The organism is Pseudomonas sp. GW821-FHT07G06 (genome assembly GCF_058986625.1).
In genome coordinates this window covers 195395-220820 of sequence record NZ_JBYSVW010000009.1, presented here as the reverse complement: position 1 = coordinate 220820, position 25426 = coordinate 195395, and the positions used below count along the sequence as shown (strand labels likewise).

Annotated in this window: 20 protein-coding genes; 11 read left to right on the top strand and 9 right to left on the bottom strand. The window is 59.0% G+C overall.

Annotated elements, in window-relative coordinates:
- Positions 1 to 91: 91 nt before the first annotated feature.
- Entirely contained in the window at positions 92 to 1756 is a 1665-nt protein-coding gene (gene ettA, locus AC3WJW_RS17180) for an energy-dependent translational throttle protein EttA (protein WP_007970893.1), read from the bottom strand.
- A gap of 288 nt (positions 1757 to 2044) precedes the next feature.
- Between ettA and AC3WJW_RS17175 the strand changes: the two genes are divergently transcribed.
- The 6 genes from AC3WJW_RS17175 to AC3WJW_RS17150 all read left to right on the top strand — a co-directional run bounded on the left by AC3WJW_RS17175 (position 2045) and on the right by AC3WJW_RS17150 (position 11231).
- On the top strand, positions 2045 to 5893 hold the full coding sequence (locus tag AC3WJW_RS17175) for a sensor domain-containing protein (RefSeq protein WP_493726770.1): 3849 nt from the start codon (positions 2045 to 2047) through the stop codon (positions 5891 to 5893).
- Positions 5894 to 6102: 209 nt separating this feature from the next.
- The gene (gene glyA / locus AC3WJW_RS17170; protein ID WP_102701738.1) at positions 6103 to 7356 is read left to right on the top strand and encodes a serine hydroxymethyltransferase; all 1254 of its coding nucleotides are present in this window, start codon (positions 6103 to 6105) and stop codon (positions 7354 to 7356) included.
- Positions 7357 to 7596: 240 nt separating this feature from the next.
- The gene (locus tag AC3WJW_RS17165; RefSeq protein ID WP_493726769.1) at positions 7597 to 8178 is read left to right on the top strand and encodes a hypothetical protein; all 582 of its coding nucleotides are present in this window, start codon (positions 7597 to 7599) and stop codon (positions 8176 to 8178) included.
- 280 nt (positions 8179 to 8458) lie between these two features.
- Complete coding sequence (locus AC3WJW_RS17160) at positions 8459 to 9772, top strand: C4-dicarboxylate transporter DctA (protein ID WP_102702058.1); 1314 nt, start codon at positions 8459 to 8461, stop codon at positions 9770 to 9772.
- 48 nt (positions 9773 to 9820) lie between these two features.
- A complete protein-coding gene (locus AC3WJW_RS17155) occupies positions 9821 to 10525 on the top strand; it encodes a FadR/GntR family transcriptional regulator (RefSeq protein ID WP_493726768.1) in 705 nt (234 codons plus the stop codon).
- Positions 10526 to 10550: 25 nt separating this feature from the next.
- The gene (locus AC3WJW_RS17150) at positions 10551 to 11231 is read left to right on the top strand and encodes a GntR family transcriptional regulator (RefSeq protein WP_493726767.1); all 681 of its coding nucleotides are present in this window, start codon (positions 10551 to 10553) and stop codon (positions 11229 to 11231) included.
- Positions 11232 to 11354: 123 nt separating this feature from the next.
- Here the strand turns inward: AC3WJW_RS17150 and yjiA are convergent, their stop codons facing one another.
- The 3 genes from yjiA to AC3WJW_RS17135 all read right to left on the bottom strand — a co-directional run bounded on the left by yjiA (position 11355) and on the right by AC3WJW_RS17135 (position 14768).
- Positions 11355 to 12326 carry a GTPase gene (gene yjiA, locus AC3WJW_RS17145; RefSeq protein WP_493726766.1) on the bottom strand — a complete coding sequence of 324 codons (972 nt, stop codon included), beginning with the start codon at positions 12324 to 12326 and terminating at the stop codon, positions 11355 to 11357.
- A gap of 162 nt (positions 12327 to 12488) precedes the next feature.
- A complete protein-coding gene (locus tag AC3WJW_RS17140; RefSeq protein WP_008052036.1) occupies positions 12489 to 12686 on the bottom strand; it encodes a YbdD/YjiX family protein in 198 nt (65 codons plus the stop codon).
- Between the two features lie 15 nt (positions 12687 to 12701).
- The gene (locus tag AC3WJW_RS17135; RefSeq protein WP_493726765.1) at positions 12702 to 14768 is read right to left on the bottom strand and encodes a carbon starvation CstA family protein; all 2067 of its coding nucleotides are present in this window, start codon (positions 14766 to 14768) and stop codon (positions 12702 to 12704) included.
- Positions 14769 to 14928: 160 nt separating this feature from the next.
- Here AC3WJW_RS17135 and AC3WJW_RS17130 point away from each other — a divergent pair, with 160 nt between their 5' ends.
- Positions 14929 to 15297 (top strand): PilZ domain-containing protein, encoded by a 369-nt coding sequence (locus AC3WJW_RS17130; protein ID WP_493726764.1) that lies wholly within the window; start codon positions 14929 to 14931, stop codon positions 15295 to 15297.
- Positions 15298 to 15400: 103 nt separating this feature from the next.
- Here AC3WJW_RS17130 and radA read toward each other — a convergent pair whose 3' ends face one another.
- Positions 15401 to 16768, bottom strand: coding sequence for a DNA repair protein RadA (gene radA, locus AC3WJW_RS17125; protein ID WP_007981045.1), 1368 nt, complete (start codon positions 16766 to 16768; stop codon positions 15401 to 15403).
- Positions 16769 to 17376: 608 nt separating this feature from the next.
- On the opposite strand from radA, the gene mscL reads away from it, so the two are divergent.
- The gene (mscL, locus tag AC3WJW_RS17120) at positions 17377 to 17790 is read left to right on the top strand and encodes a large-conductance mechanosensitive channel protein MscL (protein WP_493726763.1); all 414 of its coding nucleotides are present in this window, start codon (positions 17377 to 17379) and stop codon (positions 17788 to 17790) included.
- Between the two features lie 43 nt (positions 17791 to 17833).
- Here the strand turns inward: mscL and AC3WJW_RS17115 are convergent, their stop codons facing one another.
- Positions 17834 to 18610, bottom strand: coding sequence for a ferredoxin--NADP reductase (locus AC3WJW_RS17115; RefSeq protein ID WP_493726762.1), 777 nt, complete (start codon positions 18608 to 18610; stop codon positions 17834 to 17836).
- Positions 18611 to 18918: 308 nt separating this feature from the next.
- On the opposite strand from AC3WJW_RS17115, the gene AC3WJW_RS17110 reads away from it, so the two are divergent.
- Together AC3WJW_RS17110 and AC3WJW_RS17105 are read left to right on the top strand one after the other, a co-directional pair.
- Positions 18919 to 19632: a helix-turn-helix transcriptional regulator gene (locus tag AC3WJW_RS17110; protein WP_493726761.1), complete on the top strand. Its 714-nt coding sequence runs from the start codon at positions 18919 to 18921 to the stop codon at positions 19630 to 19632.
- Between the two features lie 175 nt (positions 19633 to 19807).
- Positions 19808 to 20932, top strand: coding sequence for a methyltransferase (locus AC3WJW_RS17105; protein WP_493726760.1), 1125 nt, complete (start codon positions 19808 to 19810; stop codon positions 20930 to 20932).
- A 64-nt stretch (positions 20933 to 20996) separates the two neighbouring features.
- Here AC3WJW_RS17105 and AC3WJW_RS17100 read toward each other — a convergent pair whose 3' ends face one another.
- The 3 genes from AC3WJW_RS17100 to AC3WJW_RS17090 all read right to left on the bottom strand — a co-directional run bounded on the left by AC3WJW_RS17100 (position 20997) and on the right by AC3WJW_RS17090 (position 23685).
- Positions 20997 to 21164: a DUF2474 domain-containing protein gene (locus AC3WJW_RS17100; RefSeq protein ID WP_007975773.1), complete on the bottom strand. Its 168-nt coding sequence runs from the start codon at positions 21162 to 21164 to the stop codon at positions 20997 to 20999.
- A gap of 73 nt (positions 21165 to 21237) precedes the next feature.
- Positions 21238 to 22245 (bottom strand): cytochrome d ubiquinol oxidase subunit II, encoded by a 1008-nt coding sequence (gene cydB / locus AC3WJW_RS17095; protein WP_056728750.1) that lies wholly within the window; start codon positions 22243 to 22245, stop codon positions 21238 to 21240.
- Positions 22246 to 22248: 3 nt separating this feature from the next.
- Complete coding sequence (locus AC3WJW_RS17090) at positions 22249 to 23685, bottom strand: cytochrome ubiquinol oxidase subunit I (protein WP_007975777.1); 1437 nt, start codon at positions 23683 to 23685, stop codon at positions 22249 to 22251.
- A gap of 485 nt (positions 23686 to 24170) precedes the next feature.
- Between AC3WJW_RS17090 and AC3WJW_RS17085 the strand changes: the two genes are divergently transcribed.
- On the top strand, positions 24171 to 25421 hold the full coding sequence (locus AC3WJW_RS17085) for an MFS transporter (RefSeq protein ID WP_104451444.1): 1251 nt from the start codon (positions 24171 to 24173) through the stop codon (positions 25419 to 25421).
- Positions 25422 to 25426 lie beyond the last annotated feature (5 nt).

Sequence of the window (25426 nt, the reverse complement as noted above, 5' to 3'; positions counted from 1 at the left end):
CTCGCGAATGGCGCGACTCGGTGTCATTGAAAAAGCACAGGCAAAAAAAACGGAGCCCGAAGGCTCCGCTCTTTATGCAACCAACCCGATATCAGGCCAGTTTTTTGTGCCGTACACGATGCGGCTGGGCAGCTGCTTCGCCGAGACGCTTTTTACGGTCGGCTTCGTACTCGGTGTAGTTGCCTTCGAAGAACACCGCTTGCGAGTCGTCTTCGTACGCCAGGATGTGCGTCGCGACGCGGTCAAGGAACCACCGGTCGTGGGAGATCACAATGGCAGCGCCCGGGAAGTCCAGCAGGGCTTCTTCCAGGGAACGCAGGGTTTCAACGTCGAGGTCGTTGGACGGTTCGTCGAGCAGCAGGACGTTGCCGCCCTCTTTCAGGGTCAGGGCCAGGTGCAGGCGACCACGCTCACCACCGGACAGGTCCTTGACGAACTTCTGCTGATCGCCGCCCTTGAAGTTGAAGCGACCGACGTAGGTGCGCGACGGGATCTCGTAGTTGCCGATGCGGATCTGGTCGGAACCGTCGGAAATCTGCTGGAACACCGTCTTGCTGCCGTCCAGGTCTTCGCGGCTCTGGTCCACGCAAGCCAGTTGCACGGTTTCGCCGACTTCGATGCTGCCCGAATCCGGCGTTTCCTTGCCCATCAGCATGCGGAACAGGGTCGACTTACCGGCACCGTTACCGCCGATCACGCCGACAATGGCGCCTTTCGGCATGGAGAACGACAGGTTGTCGATCAGCACGCGATCGCCGTAGCCCTTGGTGACGTTCTTGAATTCGATGACCTTGTCACCCAGGCGCGGACCGGCCGGGATGTAGATCTCGTTGGTTTCGCTGCGCTTCTGGAATTCCTGCGATTGCATTTCTTCGAAGCGTTGCAGACGAGCCTTGGATTTCGACTGGCGGGCCTTGGCGCCTTTGCGCACCCACTCCAGTTCTTCCTTCATGGCCTTTTCATGAGCCGACTGCTGCTTGGATTCGGCAGCCAGACGATCGGACTTGGCTTCCAGCCAACCCGAATAGTTGCCCTCGTACGGAATGCCCGCGCCGCGGTCGAGTTCCAGAATCCAGCCAGCGACGTTGTCCAGGAAGTAACGGTCGTGCGTGATCGCAACCACAGTGCCCGGGAAGTCGTGCAGGAAATGCTCGAGCCATGCAACGGAGTCGGCGTCCAGGTGGTTGGTCGGTTCGTCGAGCAGCAGCATGTCCGGGGCGGACAGCAGCAGGCGGCACAGGGCCACGCGACGTTTTTCACCACCGGACAGGTGTTCGACCTTGGCATCCCAGGCCGGCAGGCGCAACGCATCGGCGGCGACTTCCAGCTGGCGCTCCAGGTTGTGGCCGTCGCTGGCTTGCAGGATGGCTTCGAGCTTGGCCTGTTCGGCGGCCAGCTTGTCAAAGTCGGCATCCGGATCGGCGTAGGCCGCGTAGACCTCGTCCAGACGCGCCTGGGCGTCCTTGATCACGCTGACCGCTTCCTCGACCACTTCACGCACGGTCTTGGTCGGATCCAGTTGTGGTTCCTGCGGCAGGTAGCCGATGTTCAGCTCCGGCATCGGACGGGCTTCGCCCTCGAATTCGGTGTCAACGCCAGCCATGATTTTCAGCAGCGTGGACTTACCCGAACCGTTGAGGCCGAGGACACCGATCTTGGCGCCGGGGAAGAACGACAGAGAAATGTTTTTCAGGATTTCCCGCTTCGGCGGAACAACTTTGCCCAGCCGATGCATGGTGAATACGTATTGAGCCATGGAGAACCTAGGGTCAGTGACTGATGAATGATTAGGGCGCAGGTGATGCCTGGCCAGGCTGTGCGCGTCGCTCGCTTGAGGCTATCAATACGTGCGCGCTGAAAAAGCCTGAGTCTAGGAGCTGGAACGCTCCCGCGTAACCGGCAAAGCTACCTTAATGACCGATGGCAGTCCAGCCGACGGGCTGGGGCTGGCACTTCGCCACAACTCAAGGCATGCTAGCCGCCCTTCGGGCGTCCGGCTTATAGTGCACGTCGCGCCAGTCCAGCCAAACCGCAGGATTACAGCTTGTCCAATGTCCCTCCGCCCCTGACTTCCAGTGCGCCGACCATAGCGCCCGGCTCCCCCCTGCGCGGGACCTTGAAGGGCACCTTGGCGACACTTGCATTGTTGTTGCTGGCATTGCTGTTCTGGCAGTTGCTCGATCAGTTGCGCGAAACCCAGAAAAACCAGCGCCAGTACACCATCGACTACACCGCCGATCTGGCCGCTCAGGTCAGCCTGAACATGGCACTCAACGCGCAGATCGCCCTCAACCTGTTGCCCATCGTAGAGCAACCGCAGGATGCCGATGAGCTGCAGGCCCTGCTGCGCAAACTGCAACAGTCCCTACCGGAACTGCGCAGCCTGGCCTTGCTCAGCCCCTCGGGGAAAATCATCAGTGACAGCGCTCCCGACAGCGATGACAGCGACTACCTGGGTGAACTGGTACGCCGCAGCCACGCCCAGGCGCACTACTTCAGCAATGCCACCGATGGTTCCGTGGTGCATTTATTGTTGCATCAGGCCAGCGGCAGTTCCCGGGGCTACTGGGCCTTGCGCCTGACACCGACCTTCTTTTCCACTTTGACCAAGCAAAGCGAGATGGGCAGCCGTCCGCTGTGGCTGGTGGAAAACCGCATCAATCATCAGATCATCAGCCGTGACGAAGGGCTGCCCTCGGTCAATCCGGGCACACTGACCGAGGACGATGTCGCCAACAGTGTGCTGACGGTTCCGCTGAGCAACAGCGATTGGCAATTGCGCGGCTTGTTTGACCGTCAGCGCGTACTGGAAGAACTGCTGCCGGCGTTCATCGGCAAATGCCTGCTGGGCCTGGCGTTTTCCATGCTGCCGTTCATCGCGTTGCTGAACATGCGCCGGCGTCAACGCCAATTGAATGAAGGCCGCCGACGTTATCAGGACATTTTCGAAGGCACCGGCGTGGCCTTGTGTGTCCTCGACATGTCCGGGCTGAAGAGCTTTTTCGACAAGGCACAACTGCAGGACAGCGAACAACTGCAAGCGTGGCTGGCGATCCCGGAAAAACGCCGGCAACTGCTGCAGGAGCTGCGGATCACCGAGGTCAACCAGGTCGCGCTGCAGTTGCTCAATGTCGATAACGCCCATAAAGCCTGGAAGCTGCTGATCGACGGCCATCCGCTGGACGGCACCGCCATCGGCAACCAGGTGCTCGACGCGGTGCTCAACCAGCAGCAACAGCTTGAGCTGGAAATCAAATTGCAGGATGCCGGCGGGCGCGACCAGCACCTGTGGCTGGTACTGCGCCTGCCGCAAACCCAGGACGATTATAAATCGGTGATTTTGAGCATCACCGACATCACCAGCCGCAAGCTCATCGAACTGTCGTTGCAGGAGCGCGAAGGGTTTTGGTCGGACGTGGTGCGCACCGTACCGGATCACCTGTATGTGCAGGATGTGATCAGCCAGCGCATGATCTACAGCAACCACCATCTAGGCCAGACGCTGGGTTACAACCGTACCGAACTGCACCAGATGGGCGAATACTTCTGGGAAATCCTCCTGCACCCCGAAGACGCCGACTATTACCACCGCTCCCGCCAGGTCCAGCGCCAGGCCGGTTATCACCAGTTGATGCAGTGTCAGTTGCGTTTCCGCCATCGGGACGGCCAGTGGCGTCGCTTCGAGATTCGCGAGCAGGCACTGGCGCGGGACAACGAGGACCAGGTCACGCGGATCATCGGCGTGGCCAAGGACATCACCGACCAGATCGAAGCCAGCGAATCCCTGCGCGACAGCGAGCAGCGCTACCGCATGCTCGCCGAAAGCATCAGCGACGTGATTTTCTCCACTGACAGCCGCCTTAACCTCAATTACGTCAGCCCATCGGTGCAAGCCGTGCTGGGCTATGACGCCGAGTGGATTTTCCAGAACGGCTGGCAATCGACCATCGCCAACCCGCAACAACTGACCGGCATCTACCACCTGATGGACCGGGTCAGCAAGGCGCTGGATCAGCCAGACCAACTGGCCGTGTTACGCAACCAGGTACAAACCCAACTGTTCCTGTTCGATTGCCTGCGGGCCGACGGGCGCAAGATCCCCATCGAACTGCGCCTGGTATTGGTCTGGGACGAACACGGGACGTTCGAAGGCGTGCTCGGCGTCGGCCGCGACATCAGCCAGCAACGCCGGGCCGAAAAAGACTTGCGCATGGCCGCCACGGTATTCGAGCACTCGACCTCGGCGATCCTGATCACCGACCCGGCCGGCTACATCGTCCAGGCCAACGAAGCCTTCAGCCGTGTCAGCGGCTATGCCGTGGAACAGGTGCTCGACCAGTTGCCGAACATGCTGACCGTCGACGAGCAGCAGGAAGCGCATCTGCGTTATGTGCTCAAGCAATTGGGCCAGCACAGTACCTGGGAAGGCGAAGTCTGGCTCAAGCGCCGCAATGGCGAGCACTACCCGGCCTGGGTCGGGATTACCGCCGTACTCGACGACGAAGGCGACCTGGCCAGTTATGTGTGTTTCTTCAGCGACATCAGCGAGCGCAAGGCCAGCGAGCAGCGGATTCATCGCCTCGCCTACTACGACGCCCTGACCCACCTGCCCAACCGCACGCTGTTTCAGGATCGCCTGCACACGGCACTGCAATCGGCCGAACGACAGAAGTCGTGGGTGGTGCTGATGTTCCTCGATCTCGATCGTTTCAAGCCGATCAACGACTCCTTGGGCCACGCCGCCGGCGACCGCATGCTCAAGGAGATGGCCACGCGCCTGCTTGGTTGCGTCGACGATGACGACACGGTGGCGCGCATGGGCGGTGACGAATTCACCTTGCTCCTGCAACCACGAGCCAACCGTGAAATCGCCCTGAACCGGGCCATTCATGTGGCCGAACAGATACTCGCCAGCCTGGTGAAACCCTTTGTGCTCGAGGGCCGCGAGTTCTTCGTCACGGCCAGTATCGGCATCGCCCTGAGCCCGCAGGACGGCAACGAGCTCAGCCAGCTGATGAAGAACGCCGACACGGCGATGTACCACGCCAAGGAGCGTGGCAAGAACAACTTCCAGTTCTATCAGGCGGACATGAACGCCAGCGCCCTGGAGCGACTGGAACTGGAAAGCGATTTGCGCCATGCCCTGGAACAGAACGAATTCGTGCTGTATTACCAGCCGCAGTTCAGCGGCGATGGCAAGCGCCTGACCGGTGCCGAGGCGCTGCTGCGCTGGCGTCATCCCCGCCGCGGGCTGGTGCCGCCGGGGGATTTCATTCCGGTGCTCGAAGAGCTCGGGCTGGTGGTGGATGTCGGCGACTGGGTGATCAGCGAAGCCTGCCGTCAACTCAAGGCCTGGCATCAGGCCAGGGTACGGGTGCCGAAGGTGTCGGTGAACATCTCGGCGCGGCAGTTCTCCGACGGCCAGCTCGGTACGCGAATCGCCACCATCCTCAAGGAAACCGGCCTGCCGCCGGCGTGCCTGGAACTGGAACTCACCGAAAGTATCCTGATGCGCGAAGTCAGCGAGGCGATGCAGATCCTCGATGGCCTGAAGAACCTAGGCCTGAGCATTGCAGTCGACGATTTCGGTACCGGTTACTCATCGCTCAACTACCTCAAGCAGTTCCCGATCGACGTACTGAAAATCGACCGCACCTTCGTCGACGGATTGCCGTCGGGCGAACAGGATGCGCAGATCGCCCGGGCGATCATCGCCATGGCCCACAGCCTTAACCTGGCGGTGATCGCCGAGGGTGTGGAAACCCACGAGCAGCTTGATTTTCTGAGGGAACATGGTTGCGACGAGGTGCAGGGGTATCTGTTCGGCCGGCCGATGCCGGCGGGGCGGTTTGAAGGGCAGTTCAGCAATGATGCGCTGTTCATGTTTGACTGAAACTCGGTGTTGAACCTGAAAAGATCGCAGCCTTCGGCAGCTCCTACATTTGAATGCGTTTCCCTGTAGGAGCTGCCGCAGGCTGCGATGTTTTTGACTTTGAGGTCATGAACGCCACTTGTCTGCGACATGATGCCGTTTCATATGCCATCTAAAACCCATTGGGTTAGAATGCCCCCCTTTTCCGCCCCCGATCCCTGAGGACCGCCATGTTCAGCCGTGATTTGACTATTGCCAAGTACGACGCCGATCTCTTTGCCGCCATGGAGCAAGAAGCTCAGCGCCAGGAAGAGCACATTGAGCTGATCGCTTCGGAAAACTACACCAGCCCTGCTGTGATGGAAGCTCAAGGCTCGGTACTGACCAACAAGTACGCCGAAGGCTACCCGGGCAAGCGCTACTACGGTGGCTGCGAGTACGTCGACATCGTCGAGCAGCTTGCTATCGACCGCGCCAAAGAGCTGTTCGGTGCCGACTACGCCAACGTTCAGCCGCACGCCGGCTCGCAAGCCAACAGCGCCGTTTACCTGGCCCTGCTGTCGGCTGGCGACACCATCCTGGGCATGAGCCTGGCCCACGGTGGTCACCTGACCCACGGTGCCAGCGTTTCGTCCTCCGGCAAGCTGTACAACGCCATCCAGTACGGTATCGACGCCAACGGCCTGATCGACTACGACGAAGTCGAGCGCCTGGCCGTTGAGCACAAGCCGAAAATGATCGTGGCCGGTTTCTCTGCCTACTCGCAGATCCTCGACTTCCCGCGCTTCCGTGCAATCGCCGACAAGGTTGGCGCGTACCTGTTCGTCGACATGGCCCACGTGGCCGGTCTGGTCGCCGCTGGCGTCTACCCGAACCCGGTTCCATTCGCTGACGTCGTGACCACCACCACCCACAAGACCCTGCGCGGTCCACGTGGCGGCCTGATCCTGGCTCGCGCCAACGCCGACATCGAGAAGAAGCTGAACTCCGCGGTATTCCCGGGTGCCCAGGGCGGCCCGCTGGAGCACGTGATCGCAGCCAAGGCGATCTGCTTCAAGGAAGCGCTGCAGCCTGAGTTCAAGGCATACCAGCAACAAGTGGTGAAAAACGCCAAGGCCATGGCCGGCGTATTCATCGAGCGCGGTTTCGACGTGGTTTCCGGCGGTACTGAAAACCACCTGTTCCTGCTGTCGCTGATCAAGCAGGAAATCTCCGGTAAAGACGCCGACGCCGCTCTGGGCAAAGCGTTCATCACCGTGAACAAGAACTCCGTGCCAAACGATCCACGCTCCCCGTTCGTCACCTCCGGCCTGCGCTTCGGCACTCCGGCCGTGACCACTCGTGGCTTCAAGGAAGCAGAGTGCAAGGAACTGGCCGGCTGGATCTGCGACATCCTGGCTGACCTGAACAACGAAGCGGTGATCGACGCCGTTCGTGAGAAAGTAAAAGCTATCTGCAAGAAGCTGCCGGTGTACGGCGCTTAATCAGCCCCGCTAAACCGCAGTAATGAAAACCGGCCAGAGATGGCCGGTTTTTTATTGCCTGGAGTTTAATAAGCGACAGGCACTAACAAAACATAACGCCTAATAAATCGAAATCACCTGCGAAGACCGCCAAGCACTTACAAATCCAAAATCCTTGCAACACTCTCAAATCCTGCCACCTACAAAAACCGCTTAATCTGATACCCGATTCAATCCAAAAAATTACGAACGGGTCATATCATGAATGGCAATACTGAAAAATCCTTTATCGCAACACTGAGAATGTTTGACCATAAAGTGAACGTTCTTGAAGTGCTCCATGGCAAACCGGCGCTGGCCACGATACGTCTGTTCAGCGGCGGCTTTTACACAGGCAGACCGCAGACCCAGGACCACTCCCACGTGCTCGGCATACGACCCAACGAGCAGATCGGTGAGGTAACAAGCTTGAAACTGCACTTTCTGCATACTCCTGACGGTTACATACTTACAATAAAAAATAACGGGGAGTATTACAATCGGTTCATCACCGAGAACGCGCTGGATACTTTCGAAGGCATGAATACATACACTGACGAGCCGACAACTTTTATATTGCTCAACCCTCAAGGCAAACCCGTGACGCTGGATAACTTACCGGATACTCACTCGCCAATCTCGCTCAAGACAAAAGAAAACCATTACGTGGGCGGACTTAAGTTAAACGGCTCGCCCTATGTTTATCTTGGCAAAACAGAAGAACGGTCGAAGATAACTTTCATCCTGAGCATCCTCGAAAGAAAAGTCCCTCAAGCTCCATTTGAGCCGCACATCAACGTCTAAAAAATATCAAAGCGCGACTTTCAACGTGTAGCCCGCAGGCTTCCTTTCCGGGCAGCCTCAACCGTCTGCAAAAAACTTTTCCGGTAACCGCTCAAGGCCGGGGCAATGCGCCCAACTGGTAAGACCGGTCATGCCAATTTTGTAAATTTCGCTTGCGACCCACCAAAATCAGCGCCTAAACTGCACCCGCACTGGACATACCGGTAAGACCACAATAATTAAGTCCTGAATCTGATGTGCCCCGCACACGGCAGCCAGGACACCGACCAGGATTCCTCCCATGCTCAGATGGTGCTCGCGTTCAATCTTCCTTCAAGTGGTTCTCGGACTGGTGCTCGGCATCGTCTGCGGGCTGACCCTTCCCGAATACTCCGCCCAACTCAAACCCCTCGGCGACGGCTTCATCAAGCTGATCAAGATGCTCATCGGCTTGATCGTGTTCTGCGTGGTGGTCAGCGGCATCAGCGGTGCCGGCGACCTGAAAAAGGTCGGGCGCATCGGTCTGAAATCGGTGATCTACTTCGAAGTGCTGACTACCATCGCCCTGGTGATTGGCCTGGTGTTCGCCTTCAGCACCGGTATCGGCAGCGGCGCGAACATTCACCTGGAGCAGCTTTCCGCAGCCGACATGGGCGATATTGCCCAGCGTAGTCAGCACATGCACACCACTACGCAGTTCTTGATGGACCTGATTCCGACTTCGGTGATCGGTGCCTTTGCCGATAACAACATCCTGCAGGTCCTGCTGTTTTCAGTGTTGTTCGGCAGTGCCCTGAACCTGGTGGGCGAGGCGGCATCGGGGATTTCGCGGCTGATCAATGAACTCAGCCACGTAATCTTCCGCATCATGGGCATGATCGTGCGACTGGCACCGATCGGTGTATTCGGTGCGATCGCCTTCACCACCAGCAAATATGGCCTGGATTCGCTGCAGCACCTGGGCAGCCTGGTCGGTCTCTTCTACCTGACCTGTGTTGCCTTCGTGGCCCTGATTCTCGGCTTGGTGATGCGCCTTTCCGGCTTGAAGATGTGGCCGCTGCTCAAGTACCTGCGTGAAGAACTGCTGATCGTCATGGGCACCGCTTCGTCCGACGCGGTGCTGCCACAAATCATGCGCAAGCTTGAGCACCTGGGCATCGGCAGTTCGACGGTCGGGTTGGTGATTCCAACGGGTTACTCGTTCAACCTCGACGGTTTCTCGATCTACCTGACCCTGGCCATCGTGTTCATCGCCAACGCCACCGGCACGCCGCTGGCCATGACTGACCTGCTGACCATTCTGCTGGTGTCGCTGATCACATCCAAAGGCGCCCACGGTATTCCCGGCTCGGCACTGGTGATTCTGGCGGCCACCCTGACAGCCATTCCGGCAATTCCGGTGGTGGGTCTGGTACTGGTGCTGGCCGTGGACTGGTTCATGGGCATCGGCCGGGCGCTGACCAACCTGATTGGCAACTGTGTGGCGACCGTGGCCATCGCGCGCTGGGAAAAGGACATCGATGTGCAGCGGGCGAACAAGGTACTTTCCGGTCAGGCCGGTTACACCTTTCAGCCGAGAAAACCGGTTGCTCAAGCGGCAGCCAAAGAATTCTGAATGATCGCCGTGCCTGCCGACCGCAGGCACGGCTCATGGAGCGAACAAGTGATTACCTCATCAACCGTCGTCAACTCAGTGGTAGAAAAACTTCGGGCCGCTTTGGCCCGAGGTCAGTGGCGCTCCGGCGAAATGCTGCCGGGGCAACGTGAACTGGCCGAACAACTGGGGATCAGCCGTCCGAGCCTGCGTGAAGCCGTCATCGTTCTGGAAACCCTCGGACTGGTGCGCTCGATGCCGGGCAAAGGCGTGGTGGTGCTCGAAGCCAATCTGGCCGACAGCCAGGCGCATGACAGCGCGGTGGCCGCAGCGAGCCTGGAAGACGTGTTGCAACTGCGCTACACCCTTGAGCCATTCATCGTCGGCCTCGTCGCACAGTCCATCAGCAGCAAGGAGGTCGGGCAACTACGCCTGACCCTGATGGACATGCGCGAAGCCCTGGAGGCCAATGACAGTGAAGCCGGCGTAACCGCCTATATCGCGTTCCACGAAGAACTGTTCACGCTGACGTCGAACCCGATCTTCCAGAGTGTGGTGCAGCAAACCAGCAATGCCCTCAAGCAAAGCGCCGAAGTGTTGCGCAACTCTCCGGAGCATCTGGCCGAGCGACTTGAAGAAAACGAAGCCGTGGTGCGGGCCATCCGCAGCAAGAACAGCGCCCAGGCCAGCGCCGAGATGCGCCGGCATATTCTGCGCGAAGGCCAACGTATGGGCATCGAACTGAACATCCCGGAAGACAACCTCGGCAGTTGAAACCTCTTCGAACTGGAGATCGGCCATGAACAGCTTCGCCTCGCCACAAACACTCGCCACCCTGCCCGTCCGTCCTTCAGTGGATGATCTGTATTCACGGGTCCTCGAGGCCATTTTCGAACAGCGCATCCATGCGGCCAGTCGCTTTACGGAAGAAAGCCTTGCGCAGATGTTCGGTGCTCGACGCAGCGACATGCGTGAGGTGCTGATGCGCCTGTCCCATCAGCACATCATCCTCCTTCGCGCCAACCATCGTCCCCGCGTCACCGAGCCTGATGTCGAGCAGACCCGGCAGACACTGCATGCCCGGCGGCTGGCCGAGATCATGCTATTGCGCCTGGCCGGTCAGCGTGCGTGCGCGCAAGACTTGAAGCACCTGCGGACACTGGTCGAAAACGAGCGTCAATGCGCCGAGCGTGGCCGGGCGATTCGTTTGTCGGGAGAGTTTCATTTGCAGTTGGCACAAATGGCGGGAAATGCACCGCTAGCGCATTTTCTTGAGAGCCTTGTCCCGTTGACTTCGTTGGCGATTGCGCAGTGTGAGGAGCAGATGCACAGTTGTTGTGCCTGGCAGGATCATTTGGCGATTATTGATGCTGTTGAACGTGGAAATACTGCGACAGCGACCATGCTGATTAACCGGTATCTGGATCATCTGGAACAGACACTGCTCAATACAACCCGTGAACATTGTGTTGCCGGCTAGATTGCATCGCGGGCAAGCCCGCTCCCACAGTGTTCGAGGATGAGCACAGAAATTGTGTTCAACCAGAAACCTGTGGGAGCCGGGCTTGCCCGCGATGGCGTCCTCATAGACGCCATAAAAACCTCACGCCGCCGCCACCCGTGCAAACCCCTCACGAATTCTCTCTTCCGGCAAATCGTCAGCAATGAACACGATCACGCTCTCGCGCACTTCGTCTTCAGCCCACTCGGTATCCCAGTCGAAACCATAAAGCTTCAGTACCCCCTGAAACACCATGCGCCGTGGTTCGTGGAGGATGTTCAATACGCCTTTGTAGCGCAGCAACTGCTTGCCATGCTCTTCCAGGAGTTCGTTCATGAACTCGCTGAGCTTGTCGATATCCAGCGGCTTTTCAGTGCGCAGGACCAGACTGGAAATACGATCGATGGACGGTGCCAGGCTGACCGGTCGCAAACTCACACCGCCACCAAGGTCGGCGTTGAGATTGAAACCGCGCACATCCAGCAATTCAGCCAGGTCGATCTTGCCGTGGTCGACCACGCGGATCGGGGCGCGACGGTTGATGCGGGTCAGGCGCTCGCTCAACGCGCTGAAGGTCGGCTCGTCTACCAGATCGCGCTTGCTCACCAGCAAGCGGTCGGCGAAACCGATCTGCGCCTGGGCGATGGTCTGGGTCAGGTGCAAGTCGGCATGTGCCGCGTCGACCAGCGTAATGATGCCGTCGAGGATGTAGCGCTCGCGCAGTTCTTCATCGATGAAGAAGGTTTGCGCCACGGGTGCAGGATCGGCCAGTCCGGTGCATTCGATCACCAGGCGGTCGAAGGCAATGTCGCCCTGGTCCAGACGCTCGAGCAGCAGATATAGCGCTTTGGTCAGGTCGGTATGGATGGTGCAGCAGACGCAGCCGTTGGAGAGTGTCATCACCTGGACCGGTTCATCACCCAACAACTGGGTATCGATACCGGCGTCACTGAATTCGTTCTCGATCACGGCGATTTTCAGGCCGTGCTCGGCCTTGAGCAGGTGGCGCAACAGGGTGGTCTTGCCGGCGCCGAGGAAGCCGCTGAGGATCGTGACCGGGATGGGGGAGGACAAACTGGATCTCCTTTTTCACAAGATGAAAACACAACACAGAACAAATGTGGGAGCGGGCTTGCTCGCGAAGGGGTCGTGTCAGTCGACATGAATGTTGAATGACACACCGCTTTCGCGAGTAAGCCCGCTCCCACAGGGATTGCCGTTAATCCGAAAGCCGGATCAACAGCACTTCGGCCCGCCCTTGCCACCGTAACGGGCTTCCTGACGTTCGCGGAAGAACATCTCGTAGCTCATCACCGGTTTGTCCGGGTGCTTGCTCTGCATGTGCTCGACGTAGTTGTCGTAGTCGGGCATGCCGACCATCAGGCGCGCGGCCTGACCGAGGTATTTACCGAGGCGACTCAGGTCATTGAACATGATGCAAATCCTCGATCACGCTTCCGGCAGAGCCTGGAATGGCGCTTCTTTATCCGTACGCTCTTTGCTGCCCCAGGCGGAAATACCGACCTTGAGCGCATAGAACAGGATGCTGAACACCACGAACAGGAACAGCGCGGTCAGCGTGGCGTTGGTGTAGGCGTTGAAGATCACGTGTTGCATCTGCGTGATGTCCTTGGCCGGGGCGAGGATCTGGCCGTTAGCCAATGCGTCGCTGTATTTTTTCGCCAGGGCGAGGAAACCGATCGCCGGGTTGGCATCGAACAGCTTGATGAAGCCGGCGGTGGTGGTGCAAATCAGCAACCACATGGCTGGCACCAGGGTCACCCAAATGTAGCGCTGGCGTTTCATCTTGATCAGCACGACGGTGCCGAGCATCAGCGCAATACCGGCCAGCATCTGGTTGGAGATGCCGAACAGCGGCCACAAGGTGTTGATGCCGCCCAGCGGGTCGATTACGCCCTGGTACAGCAGATAACCCCACATGGCCACGCAACCGGCGGTGGCGACCAGGTTGGCGGTCCAGGATTCGGTGCGGCGCAGGGCCGGCACGAACGAGCCGAGCAGGTCCTGGAGCATGAAGCGCCCGGCACGGGTACCGGCGTCGACTGCGGTCAGGATGAACAGCGCTTCGAACAGGATCGCGAAGTGGTACCAGAACGCCATGGTGTTCTCGCCCGGCAGAACACTGTGCAGGATCTGCGCGATCCCCACCGCCAGGGTCGGCGCACCACCGGCACGGGCCAGGATGGTGGTTTCACCAATGTCATGGGCCACCGCTTGCAGGGCTTCCGGGGTAATGGCGAAACCCCAGTTACTGACGGCTGTCGCAACGGCCACCACATCACCGCCGACCACGGCCGCCGGGCTGTTCATGGCGAAGTACACACCAGGCTCGATCACCGACGCGGCGACCATGGCCATGATGGCCACAAACGATTCCATCAGCATGCCGCCGTAACCGATGTAGCGGGCATTGGTTTCGTTATCCAGCAGCTTCGGCGTGGTACCGGAAGAGATCAGCGCGTGAAAACCCGAGACCGCGCCACAGGCGATGGTGATGAACAGGAACGGGAACAGACCGCCCTTCCAGACCGGGCCGGTGCCGTCGATGAATTGGGTCAGGGCCGGCATTTTCAGCTCGGGCATGGTCACCAGGATGCCGATGGCCAGGGCGACGATGGTGCCGATTTTCAGGAAGGTCGACAGGTAGTCACGGGGCGCCAGGATCAGCCACACCGGCAACACCGCCGCGACAAAACCGTAGCCGATCAGCATCCAGGTGATTTGTACGCCAGTAAAGCTGAACGCCTTGGCCCACACCGGATCCGCGGCAATCTGCCCGCCGAGCCAGATCGAACCCAGCAGCAACAGCACGCCGATCACCGAGATCTCACCGATGCGACCCGGGCGGATGTAACGCATGTAGATGCCCATGAACATCGCGATCGGGATGGTCGCCATTACCGTGAAAATGCCCCATGGGCTCTCGGCCAGGGCCTTGACCACGATCAGCGCCAGCACCGCGAGGATGATGATCATGATCAGGAAGCAGCCGAACAGCGCGATGGTGCCGGGGATGCGGCCCATTTCTTCACGGACCATGTCGCCCAGGGAGCGGCCGTTGCGGCGGGTGGACATGAACAGGACCATGAAGTCCTGAACGGCACCGGCCAGCACCACACCGGCGATCAGCCACAGCGTGCCGGGCAGGTAGCCCATCTGCGCCGCCAGTACCGGGCCGACCAGCGGCCCCGCACCGGCAATGGCCGCGAAGTGGTGACCGAACAGCACGTGTTTGTTGGTCGGCACGTAGTCCAGACCATCGTTATTGAGCACAGCCGGCGTGGCCCGTCGCGCATCGAGTTGCATGACATTGTTGGCGATGAACAGACTGTAGTAACGGTATGCGACCAGATAGATGGCCACGGCAGCGACCACAATCCACAAGGCATTGATTGCCTCCCCTCGGCGCAATGCCACGACACCCAGGGCGCATGCACCTACGATTGCCAGCACCAGCCAGGGCAGATGGCGTAGCGGGCTATTATTATTTTTCATTTTATTATTCCAGCCAGAGTGGACAAGAAAGACAGCCACCCCGAGTTTAGCGCTCCTGACGACAAAGGCCATACCCCGACATAGGTCTGGACACCTGCCAGCGCTGGCAGCCTTGAAGAATGCAGGTCTATAGTCAGCGTACATCTACGAGGATCGTGCCATGAGCGAGCACCCTGCCGAACGTCGCCGCTTCAAACGTATTGCGTTCGATGCCCGAACCGAGCTGAGCCAGGGCGAGTCCACCTGGCCGGTGAAGTTGATTGATCTGTCGCTCAAGGGGTTGCTGATTGAGCGGCCCGATCCTTGGTTGGGCAATCCGCAGCAGGATTTTCTGGTCGACATTCATCTGAGTGAGGACGTCGACATCACCATGGATGCGCAACTGGCCCACGATGACCATGGCCAACTCGGCTTTGTCTGCCTGCACATCAGTCTGGAATCCATAGAACAGCTGCGGCGGCTGATCGAGCTCAACCTGGGCGACGAGGTCGAACTCGAGCGAGAGCTGGGCGCGCTGATCGAAATCTGAACCTACCCCTGTGTAGGAGCTGCCGCAGGCTGCGATCTTTTGATCTTTTCAATGCAAGATCAAAAGATCGCAGCCTGCGGCAGCTCCTACGGGGAGACAGGCGTTACTCGAAGAGTGCGTCGAGGGCCTGCTCCAGACGGGTTACCGCAATAATCTGCAACCCCGGTGGCGCCTCCTTCGGCGCATTGCCCTTGGGCACGATGGCCCGCTTGAAGCCGTGCTTGGCAGCCTCTTTCAAACGCTCCTGACCGCTCGGCACCGGTCGCACCTCACCAGAAAGCCCCACTTCGCCGAACACCAGCAGATCATGAGGCAGCGGCCGGTTGCGCAAACTGGACATCACCGCTGCCATCAACGCCAGATCGGACGCCGTTTCGAGCACCTTGACCCCGCCGACCACGTTGAGAAACACGTCCTGATCGTGGGTCGGAATGCCACCATGACGGTGCAGCACCGCCAGCAACATCGCCAGCCGGTTTTGATCCAGCCCCAGCGTGACCCGCCGCGGGTTGGCCAAATGACTGTCGTCCACCAGCGCCTGTACCTCCACCAACATCGGCCGCGTGCCTTCCCACGTCGCCATTACCACACTGCCCGGAACTTCTTCCTGGGCGCGGGTCAGAAAAATCGCCGACGGGTTGGAGACTTCTTTCAGGCCCTTGTCGGTCATGCCGAACACGCCCAGCTCATTGACTGCACCGAAACGGTTCTTCACCGCCCGCAGCAGACGCAGGCGGCCGTCGGACTCGCCTTCGAAATACAGCACGGTGTCGACCATGTGCTCCAGCACCCGAGGGCCAGCCAGCGCGCCTTCCTTGGTGACGTGGCCCACCAGAAAAATCGCCGTACCGCTCTGCTTGGCATAACGCACCAGCAACGCCGCGCTTTCACGCACCTGGGATACACCGCCCGGTGCCGATTGCAGTTGCTCGGTAAAGATCGTCTGGATCGAGTCGATCACCATCACCCTGGGCTTTTCCTGACGGGCCGTGGCAATGATGGCTTCGATGCAGGTTTCGGTCATGACCCGCAGTTGATCCTGAGGCAAGCCCAGGCGTCGCGCACGCATGGCCACTTGCTGCTGGGATTCTTCACCGGTGACGTACAAAGCCGGCATGCTCTTGGCGAGGTTGCACAACGTTTGCAACAGAATGGTCGACTTGCCGATGCCCGGATCGCCACCGATCAGCACCACCGAGCCATCCACCAGACCACCACCCAGAACCCGGTCGAGCTCGCTGGAAGCGGTGGAGAAGCGCGGAACTTCTTCGACACTGACTTCAGCCAGCGTCTTGATCTGCGCCTGCTGGCCGGCCCAGCCGGTACGACCGCTGGGGGCGGCTGCCCCGCCGCTTTCCACCATGGTTTCGGTGAGCGTGTTCCAGGCCCCGCATTCACCGCACTGGCCGGCCCATTTGGGGAAGGTTGAGCCGCACTCGGTGCAGCCGTACATGCGCTTGGCCTTGGCCATCGGAACTCCCGGAAAAAAACGCGATGATAGCTCAGCTGAGGCATGCGAGTGCGGCCAGATATTTTGTAACCTCTTTGATGATTCCAAATTGCCTTATTACATTCGTGCTTTTCTTGAGATACGACCGTTATACAAAACCTTGTATAGGTTTTTATCCAACACACTCAACAAATGCTTGAGACGCGCCTTACTACCCCTCTTAAAAACCTATACAAACTTTAATCATTTACACACCTGATGCATAACTTCAAAAACACTCATACAAAGCGCACTCCAAACTAACGAAACAGTTAACAGCATTGCAGCCGCAATTAATTTTCAATACCGTTTTTTTGTTTAACAATTACCCGAACAGTTTCAACCCCCCAACTCAAGGATGGTCCTTCAACCTGATTCGCTCACACAAGCCAAGTCATATCGCTGAAAAAAAGCCGTAGGTGAACCGTCGCAGACGGGCTGGCTGGCCCACAGATGAAATCAATCGGTGAGATTTCCATGAGCACCCGGATCGATTGCTGGCAAGCACGGCAGGCCGTTGATTCGAGCAGAATGCGATTGGCTGAATTACACTGCGTTCATCAACCTCATCTGTAACAAGGAAATAACCTATGGGCGTGCTAAACGAGTTCAAGGCCTTCGCGGTCAAAGGCAACGTGGTCGACATGGCCGTCGGCATCATCATCGGCGCAGCCTTCGGCAAGATCGTCACATCGTTTGTCGGTGATCTGGTCATGCCGCCAATCGGGATGCTGATCGGTGGCGTGGACTTCAGTGATTTGGCCATAACGCTCAAGGCAGCTGAGGGTGCGACGCCGGCGGTGGTGCTGGCCTATGGCAAATTCATCCAGACCATCATCGACTTCATCATCGTCGCTCTCGCGATCTTCGTAGGCGTCAAGGCCATCAACCGCCTGAAGCGCGAAGAGGCCGTGGCCCCCAGCCTGCCGCCGGTTCCAACCAAGGAAGAAGAGTTGCTGGGCGAGATCCGCGACTTGCTCAAGGTCCAGAACAACCGGCCTTGACCGCACCCGCATAAAAAACGGCGCCTTCGAGGCGCCGTTTTTTTTACCAGAAGTTTTCCACCGCCACCTGACCGGGTCGCCGGCTGAGGCTCAAGTGCATGTCCCGCTGTTTAAGCTGCTTGCGCGTGTCATCGATCATCTGCGGATTGCCGCACAGCATGACCCGTGAGTGTTCAGGCGTCAGCGCAACACCCGCGGTGCGCTCCAGTTCGCCGCTTTCAATCAGCGTGGTGATCCGCCCGTTCAATGAACCAGGATGCTGTTCACGAGTGACCGTGGTGATGAATTGCAGTTTGTGTGCGTACTCGGCCAGATAGTCACGTTGCGTCAGCCCCGCGATCAACTCCTGATAAGCCAGCTCCCGGGCTTCACGAACGCTGTAGACCAGGATAATCCGCTCGAATCTCTCCCAGACTTCGAAGTCCTGCAGTATCGACAGGAACGGCGCCACGCCGGTGCCGGTGGATAACAGCCATAGATCGCGCCCATCGACAAAACGGTCCGGCGTCAGATAGCCAAAGGCCTGGCGGTCGACCAGCAATTTGTCGCCAACGACCAGCCGGCTGAGCTCGCTGGTGAACTCACCGTCCGGTACGACGATGGAAAAGAACTCGAGGAACTCGTCATAGGGTGAGGACACCATGGAGTAGGCGCGCCATACCGTGCTGCCATCAGCCCTGGTGACGCCCAACCGGGCAAACTGCCCCGCCCGAAAACGAAACCCCGCATCCCGCGTGGCACGCAGGGTAAACAGGTTCGGCGTCAACGGATGAACCTCGAGCAAGGTCTGACGGGTAAATTTTTCTTCGCTGACGGACATGGAAGGCTCCAATCGAAAGATACCCCAGTGTCCCGCAAAGACGGCAGCGTAACCACAGACATTTTGTAGTGTTATTAAGTGTGCAACTTATTGATTATTCGATGAGAGAAACACCAGCCAATATAAAATGACAAATGGCATTTTATATTTCACACACGGCTTAAGAACCTGACACACACTTTTTCAGCAGTTAAAAGAGCAAAATCGTCGAACTACATTTGTCGGATATATCCTACACTCCGTCACGTGCCGGATCTCGGATCCAAAACTCAGCACCCTCCCGGAACATACTGTTGGAGACCCCGTATATGGAAATCTGGAAGGAGTCACAGCTTCAACTGCTTTCTCAAACACAGGATATTAATACGGCCTATCGAATATCACTGAATTTCGTCAGGAACCTTGGATATAAATTTTGTGCCTTTTCAACCATTTCAGCCAACAGTCGCACTGATTGCTGCCCCGTCAACCTGAACAATTATCCACATGACTGGAACACACAGTATGAACAAAGCAATGCCAGCGAGATTGACCCCGTAGCGGCCTATTGCAATCACTCCATGCTACCCGTGCTCTGGAGCAAAGAGCTCTTCTGCGCAACCCCGTGGTTATGGCAACTGCTGCAACAGCAAGGCTTGGCGCATGGCTGGTCGCAAGCAATCCACGATGAAGAAAGCGGTCTGTGCAGCATTCTCAGCCTGGCCCGAAGTCATTGCCCGATTTCAGCCTATGAGCTGTACGAGAATCTTGGATTCTCGGTGTTCATCAGTCGCCATCTGCACGCGTTGGCGATAGGAATGCAACCGAAAAAACCGGCTCGCCTTCAGGTCCCCCACTTGTCACGGCGGGAGCTCGAAGTCTTGAAACTGTCGGCCGATGGCAAGACGGCCTATGAAATCGCCAGGATCCTCAATTTGAGTGAACGCACGGTCAACTTTCATGTGCACAGGGCTATCGAAAAGCTCGGCGTCAACAACAAGATGGCGGCAGTCATGGCCGCAGCCCGGTCCGGAGCCATCTGAAAGCGCCCGACTACGGGAAAACCTTCGGGTAATCCAGGCAAAAAAAACGTACCATTTGCGGTCCCTCCTGAGTGATGGCGTGTAGACCTTCACGACGCAGTACACTCGGACGGCTCCGCCCGCACCAACGCCTTAGGGCAGCGGGACATCCGTTGATTACCCAGAGCCCCGCCCCATGCCTTTGCTCGAAACACCCTTCGCCAGCCTCGACCTGATCCGCCAGCCTGAACAGCAGAACGAACCGTTGCAGGCTTTCGATGCGGCTGATGAATACTTGCTCAACTATCTGGCCGAACAGCAGCCCACGGCCGAGATGCGGGTATTGGTGCTCAACGACAGTTTCGGCGCGTTGGCGGCCAGCCTGGCGGGCAAGGTGCGGGTGGTCAGCAGCGGAGATTCGTTCCTGGCCTTGCAGGGTCTGGAAAAGAACCTGGTGCGCAACGGCCTGGCGTTTGATGCGGTACCGAGCGTCCCCGCCAGCGAGGCACCCGTCGGGCCATTCGACTGCGTGCTGATCCGCGTACCGAAAACCCTGGCATTGCTGGAAGAGCAACTGATCCGCCTGCAAGGCCAACTGGCACCCGGCGCCCAAGTGGTCGCCGCGGCCATGATCAAGCACCTGCCCCGGGCGGCGGGCGACTTGCTGGAGCGTTACATCGGCCCCGTGCAGGCCTCGCTGGCGGTGAAGAAGGCGCGGTTATTGATTGCCACGGCGGAAGACAAAACCCCGGTTGTGTCGCCTTACCCGACGCGGTACAGACTCGACGAACCCGCTATCGAACTGCTCAACCACGCCAATGTGTTTTGCCGCGAAGGCCTGGACATCGGCACCCGGGCGTTTTTGCCACACCTGCCGAAAAACCTTGGCTCGGCGCGGGTCGCCGATCTCGGTTGCGGCAACGGCGTCCTGGCCATCGCCAGCGCCCTGCAAAACCCCGAGGCCCACTACACGCTGGTGGACGAATCGTTCATGGCCGTGCAATCGGCCGCCGAAAACTGGCGCGCAGCGTTGGGTGAACGGGAAGTGACCGTACGTGCCGGCGATGGCCTGGCCGGCCAGGAACCGCAATCGCTTGACGTGGTGCTGTGCAATCCGCCGTTTCACCAGCAACAGGTCGTGGGCGACTTCCTGGCCTGGCGGATGTTCCAGCAAGCGCGCGAAGCGCTGGTTGTGGGCGGCGCGCTGTACATCGTCGGCAATCGTCACCTGGGTTACCACAGCAAGCTGGCGCGATTGTTCCGTGGCGTCGAGCAAGTGGCAGCCAATCCGAAATTCGTGATCCTCAAGGCGCGTAAGTAACAGGTAAAAAAAACCCTCCGGTCGGAGGGTTGTAAATCCGCGCCTTGAGGCTACGGGGGAGATGTCAGTGCGTCGTCAGGCCGGCCGCGTTCATGAACAGACGCATCAGGCTGGCGACGATGAACAAGGCGCCCACGCTGCCGACCCAGATCAGGGCCAACCAGCCGAGCCGCTGCCACAGCGGTTTTTTTTCGGCTTCTTCAATGTCGTGCAGGGAATGTTTGGCAGCCATAACGTCAATCCTCTTCAAGATTGATGGCGTCGCATCCGACGCCATCGCGAGCAAGCTCGCTCCCACAACAGGGTTAGTGGTAACCGTCTTCATGGGTGACCTTGCCGCGGAACACGTAGTAGCTCCAGAAGGTATAGCCCAGGATGAACGGGATGATGAACAGCGTACCCACCAGCATGAAGCCCTGGCTTTGCGGCGGCGCGGCGGCATCCCAGATCGAGATCGACGGCGGGATGATGTTCGGCCACAGGCTGATGCCCAAGCCGCTGTAACCGAGGAAGATCAGCACCAGGGTCAACAGGAACGGCGTGTAGTGCGCGTTGCGGGCCACGGCGCGGATCAGGCCGTACATCGTCACCAGCACCAGAATCGGCACCGGCATGAACCAGAACAGATTCGGCATGGTGAACCAGCGTGCGGCGATATCCGTGTGGGCCAACGGGGTCCAGATGCTGACGATGCCGATCACCGCCAGCAGTACGAAGGCCAATGGCCGTGCCAGGTCATGCATCTGCTCCTGCAACTTGCCTTCGGTCTTCATGATCAGCCAGGTGCAACCGAGCAACGCATAGGCCACCACCAGCGCCGCGCCACAGAACATCGTGAACGGTGTCAGCCAGTCCAGTGAACCACCGGCGAACTGCCGGTTGACCACCGGCAGCCCATCGATGAACGCGCCGAGCGCAACGCCCTGGAAGAACGTCGCGGTGACCGAGCCACCGATGAACGCCTTGTCCCAGAGGTGGCGCTTGTCGTCTCTGGCCTTGAAGCGGAACTCGAAGGCTACGCCGCGGAAGATCAGCCCGATCAACATCAGGATCAGCGGCAGGTACAACGCCGAGAGCACCACCGAATAGGCCAGCGGAAACGCGCCGAATAACGCCGCGCCCCCCAACACCAGCCAGGTCTCGTTACCGTCCCAGACCGGGGCGACGGTGTTCATCATCACATCGCGATCGGTCTTGCCCGGAATGAACGGGAAGAGAATGCCGATGCCCAGGTCGAAGCCGTCCATGACCACGTACATCATGATGCCGAAGATGATGATCACGGCCCAGATCAGCGGAAGATCAATACCCATGATTCAAATCTCCTTGGTCAGGCTGTGGCCGGCATCGGCGTGATCGTCGTCGGCGGCGGACAGCGGACGGGCCGGTGTGCGTTTCTGGCCGGGGCCTCCGTCGTTGGTTTCCTTGCCTTCGTCGATCTTCGGCCCCTTGCGCACCAGGCGCATCATGTAGCCAAGACCGGCGCCAAACAGGGCGAAATACACCACGACGAACAGGATCAGGGTGATGCTCATCTGCATGACGCTATGGTTGGACGACGCATCCGCCGTACGCATCAGGCCATAGACCACCCATGGCTGACGGCCGATTTCCGTGGTGAACCAGCCGGCGAGGATCGCGATCAGGCCGGACGGCCCCATCCACAACGCCAGGTACAGGAACGGCCGCGAGGTGTAGAGGGTGTCGCGCTTGCGCAGCCACAGGCTCCACAAACCGGTGAAGATCATCAGCATGCCCAGGCCCACCATGATCCGGAACGACCAGAACACAATGGTTGAATTTGGCCGGTCTTCAGGCGGGAACTCCTTGAGCGCCGGGACTTGCTTGTCCAGGGAGTGAGTCAGGATCAGGCTACCCAGGTACGGAATCTCGACGGCGAACTTGGTTTTTTCCTCCTTCATGTCCGGCCAGCCAAACAGGATCAGCGGAGTCGCTTCGTTACCCTTGTTTTCCCAGTGCCCCTCGATCGCGGCGATTTTCGCCGGCTGATGCTCAAGTGTATTGAGACCGTGGAAGTCGCCGATGACCGCCTGTATCGGCGCGACGATCAACGCCATCCACATGGCCATCGAAAGCATTTTGCGGATCGCCGGGTTGTCCTTGCCGCGCAGCAAATGCCAGGCCGCGGAGGCACCCACGAAGAAGGCCGTGGCTACGAACGCCGCCGTGGCCATATGCATCAGGCGATACGGGAACGATGGGTTGAAGATAACTGCCAACCAGTCGGTTGGGATGACCTGCCCGTTGACGATCTCGAAGCCCTGCGGGGTCTGCATCCAGCTGTTGGAGGCGAGAATCCAGAAGGTCGAGATCAACGTACCGATGGCGACCATCACGGTGGCGAAGAAGTGCAGGCCACGCCCGACCTTGTTCCAGCCAAACAGCATGACCCCCAGGAACCCGGCCTCGAGGAAGAACGCCGTGAGCACTTCATAGGTCAGCAACGGCCCGGTAACCGATCCGGCGAAGTCCGAGAAACGGCTCCAGTTGGTACCGAACTGATAGGCCATGACCAGGCCGGAAACCACGCCCATGCCGAAGTTGACGGCAAAGATCTTCGACCAGAAATGGTAGAGGTCACGGTAGGTGTCGTTATGGGTTTTCAACCACAGGCCTTCGAGTACCGCCAGGTAACTCGCCAGGCCGATGGTGATGGCCGGAAACAGGATGTGGAACGAGATGGTGAACGCGAACTGAATTCGGGCGAGATCAAGTGCCTCTAAACCGAACATAAGTCTTCCTCTGTCAGGTAGTACGGCTGCTGGCTGGAAGCCTGCACCCACGGCCCCCACGGATATGGAGTGTGGCGAATCTCTGTTTGTTCTTTTTTTGCACGCATCACAACGCAGGGAGTCTGGCCTTGCGGCCGCCGGATCAATTCCTTTTGTGGGTTTTGATCTGGATCAATCAACGTTGAAAGAGTAGTCCCAATTTCGGGGATGAACCGCGTGGTCTATTGCCGCGTGACAAGTTGCCTCATGGGCTCTGTCATGAGCTGCAATACATTCCTGTGGGAGCGAGCCTGCTCGCGATAGCAATCTGTCAGTCAACATCAACGCTGAATGTCACACCGCTATCGCGAGCAGGCTCGCTCCCACAGTTAATGGCAGTGTTCTCGATATCGATGTCTGGCTAACTAAATTTTTTGTCATGGCAACTTCTTGTTACAGGTTGGTGATAATCTCGCTGTTCCCCCTCTCCCCAGATTTCCCCGCAGATGCCCAGCCAAGAGCCCTTGCTGTTACGCCACCATCGCCCTTTTCTCGCGTTCTGGCTGGCCAGGATATTTACCGCCAGCGGCTTCCAGATGCTCACCGTGGCCATCGGCTGGAACCTGTATCAATTGACCGGCAACGTGCTCGACCTGGGTCTGGTCGGCCTGGTCGAATTCGCCCCGCGCGTGCTGTTCATGTTGCACACAGGGCACGTCGCCGACCGCTATGACCGGCGCAAGGTCGCGGCGATCTGCCAGTCTCTGCAGGCATTGATCGCCCTGTCGCTGGCCATCGGCAGCGCCACCGACCATGTCACTCGGGAAATGATCTTCATCCTGGCCTTCCTGCTCGGCGCCGCGCGTTCCTTTGAAATGCCGACCACCCAGGCCCTGCTGCCAAGTATCGTCCCCAGCGCACTGTTTCCCCGGGCCGTGGCCGCCGCACAATCGGCCCAGCAATCAGCCACCATCGTCGCCCCGGCCCTCGGCGGTTTGCTCTACGCCTTCGGCAGCGTCTGGGTGTATGGCCCGACGGTGCTGCTGTATGTCATCGCCTGTTCGCTGATGCTCAACCTGCCGGCCCGGCAGACGCCGCTGAACAAGGGCAAGGCGACACTGGATTCACTGCTCGCGGGCATCCGCTTCATCCGCAGTCGCCCGGACATTCTCGGGGCGATCTCCCTCGATCTGTTCGCGGTGCTATTGGGGGGTGCCACGGCACTGCTGCCGGTGTTCGCCAAGGACATCCTGTTGACCGGCCCGTGGGGGCTGGGCCTGTTGCGCTCGGCACCGGCAGTGGGTGCGCTGCTGATGTCGCTGTTCCTGGCGCGGTTTGCCGTGGAACGCAACGTCGGGCGGGTGATGTTCACCGCCGTGGGCATCTTCGGCGTGGCAACCATCGCCTTCGGCCTGTCGACCTCGTTCTGGTTTTCCCTGGCGGTGTTGGTGGTGTTGGGCGCGGCAGACATGATCAGCATGGTGATCCGCGCCTCGTTCGTACAACTGGAAACCCCGGACGAAATGCGCGGCCGGGTCAGCGCCGTGAACGGTCTGTTCATCGGGGCCTCGAACCAGTTGGGCGAGTTCGAATCAGGCCTGACGGCCCACTGGTTCGGCACCGTGCCAGCCGTGGTCATGGGCGGGATCGGCACGCTGGTGGTGACCGGGGTGTGGGTCAAACTGTTCCCGACCCTGGCCAGCCGCGATCGCATGCACGTGGCTAAAGATGAAGAGAAGGAAGAGGCGAAAGTCTAAACAGG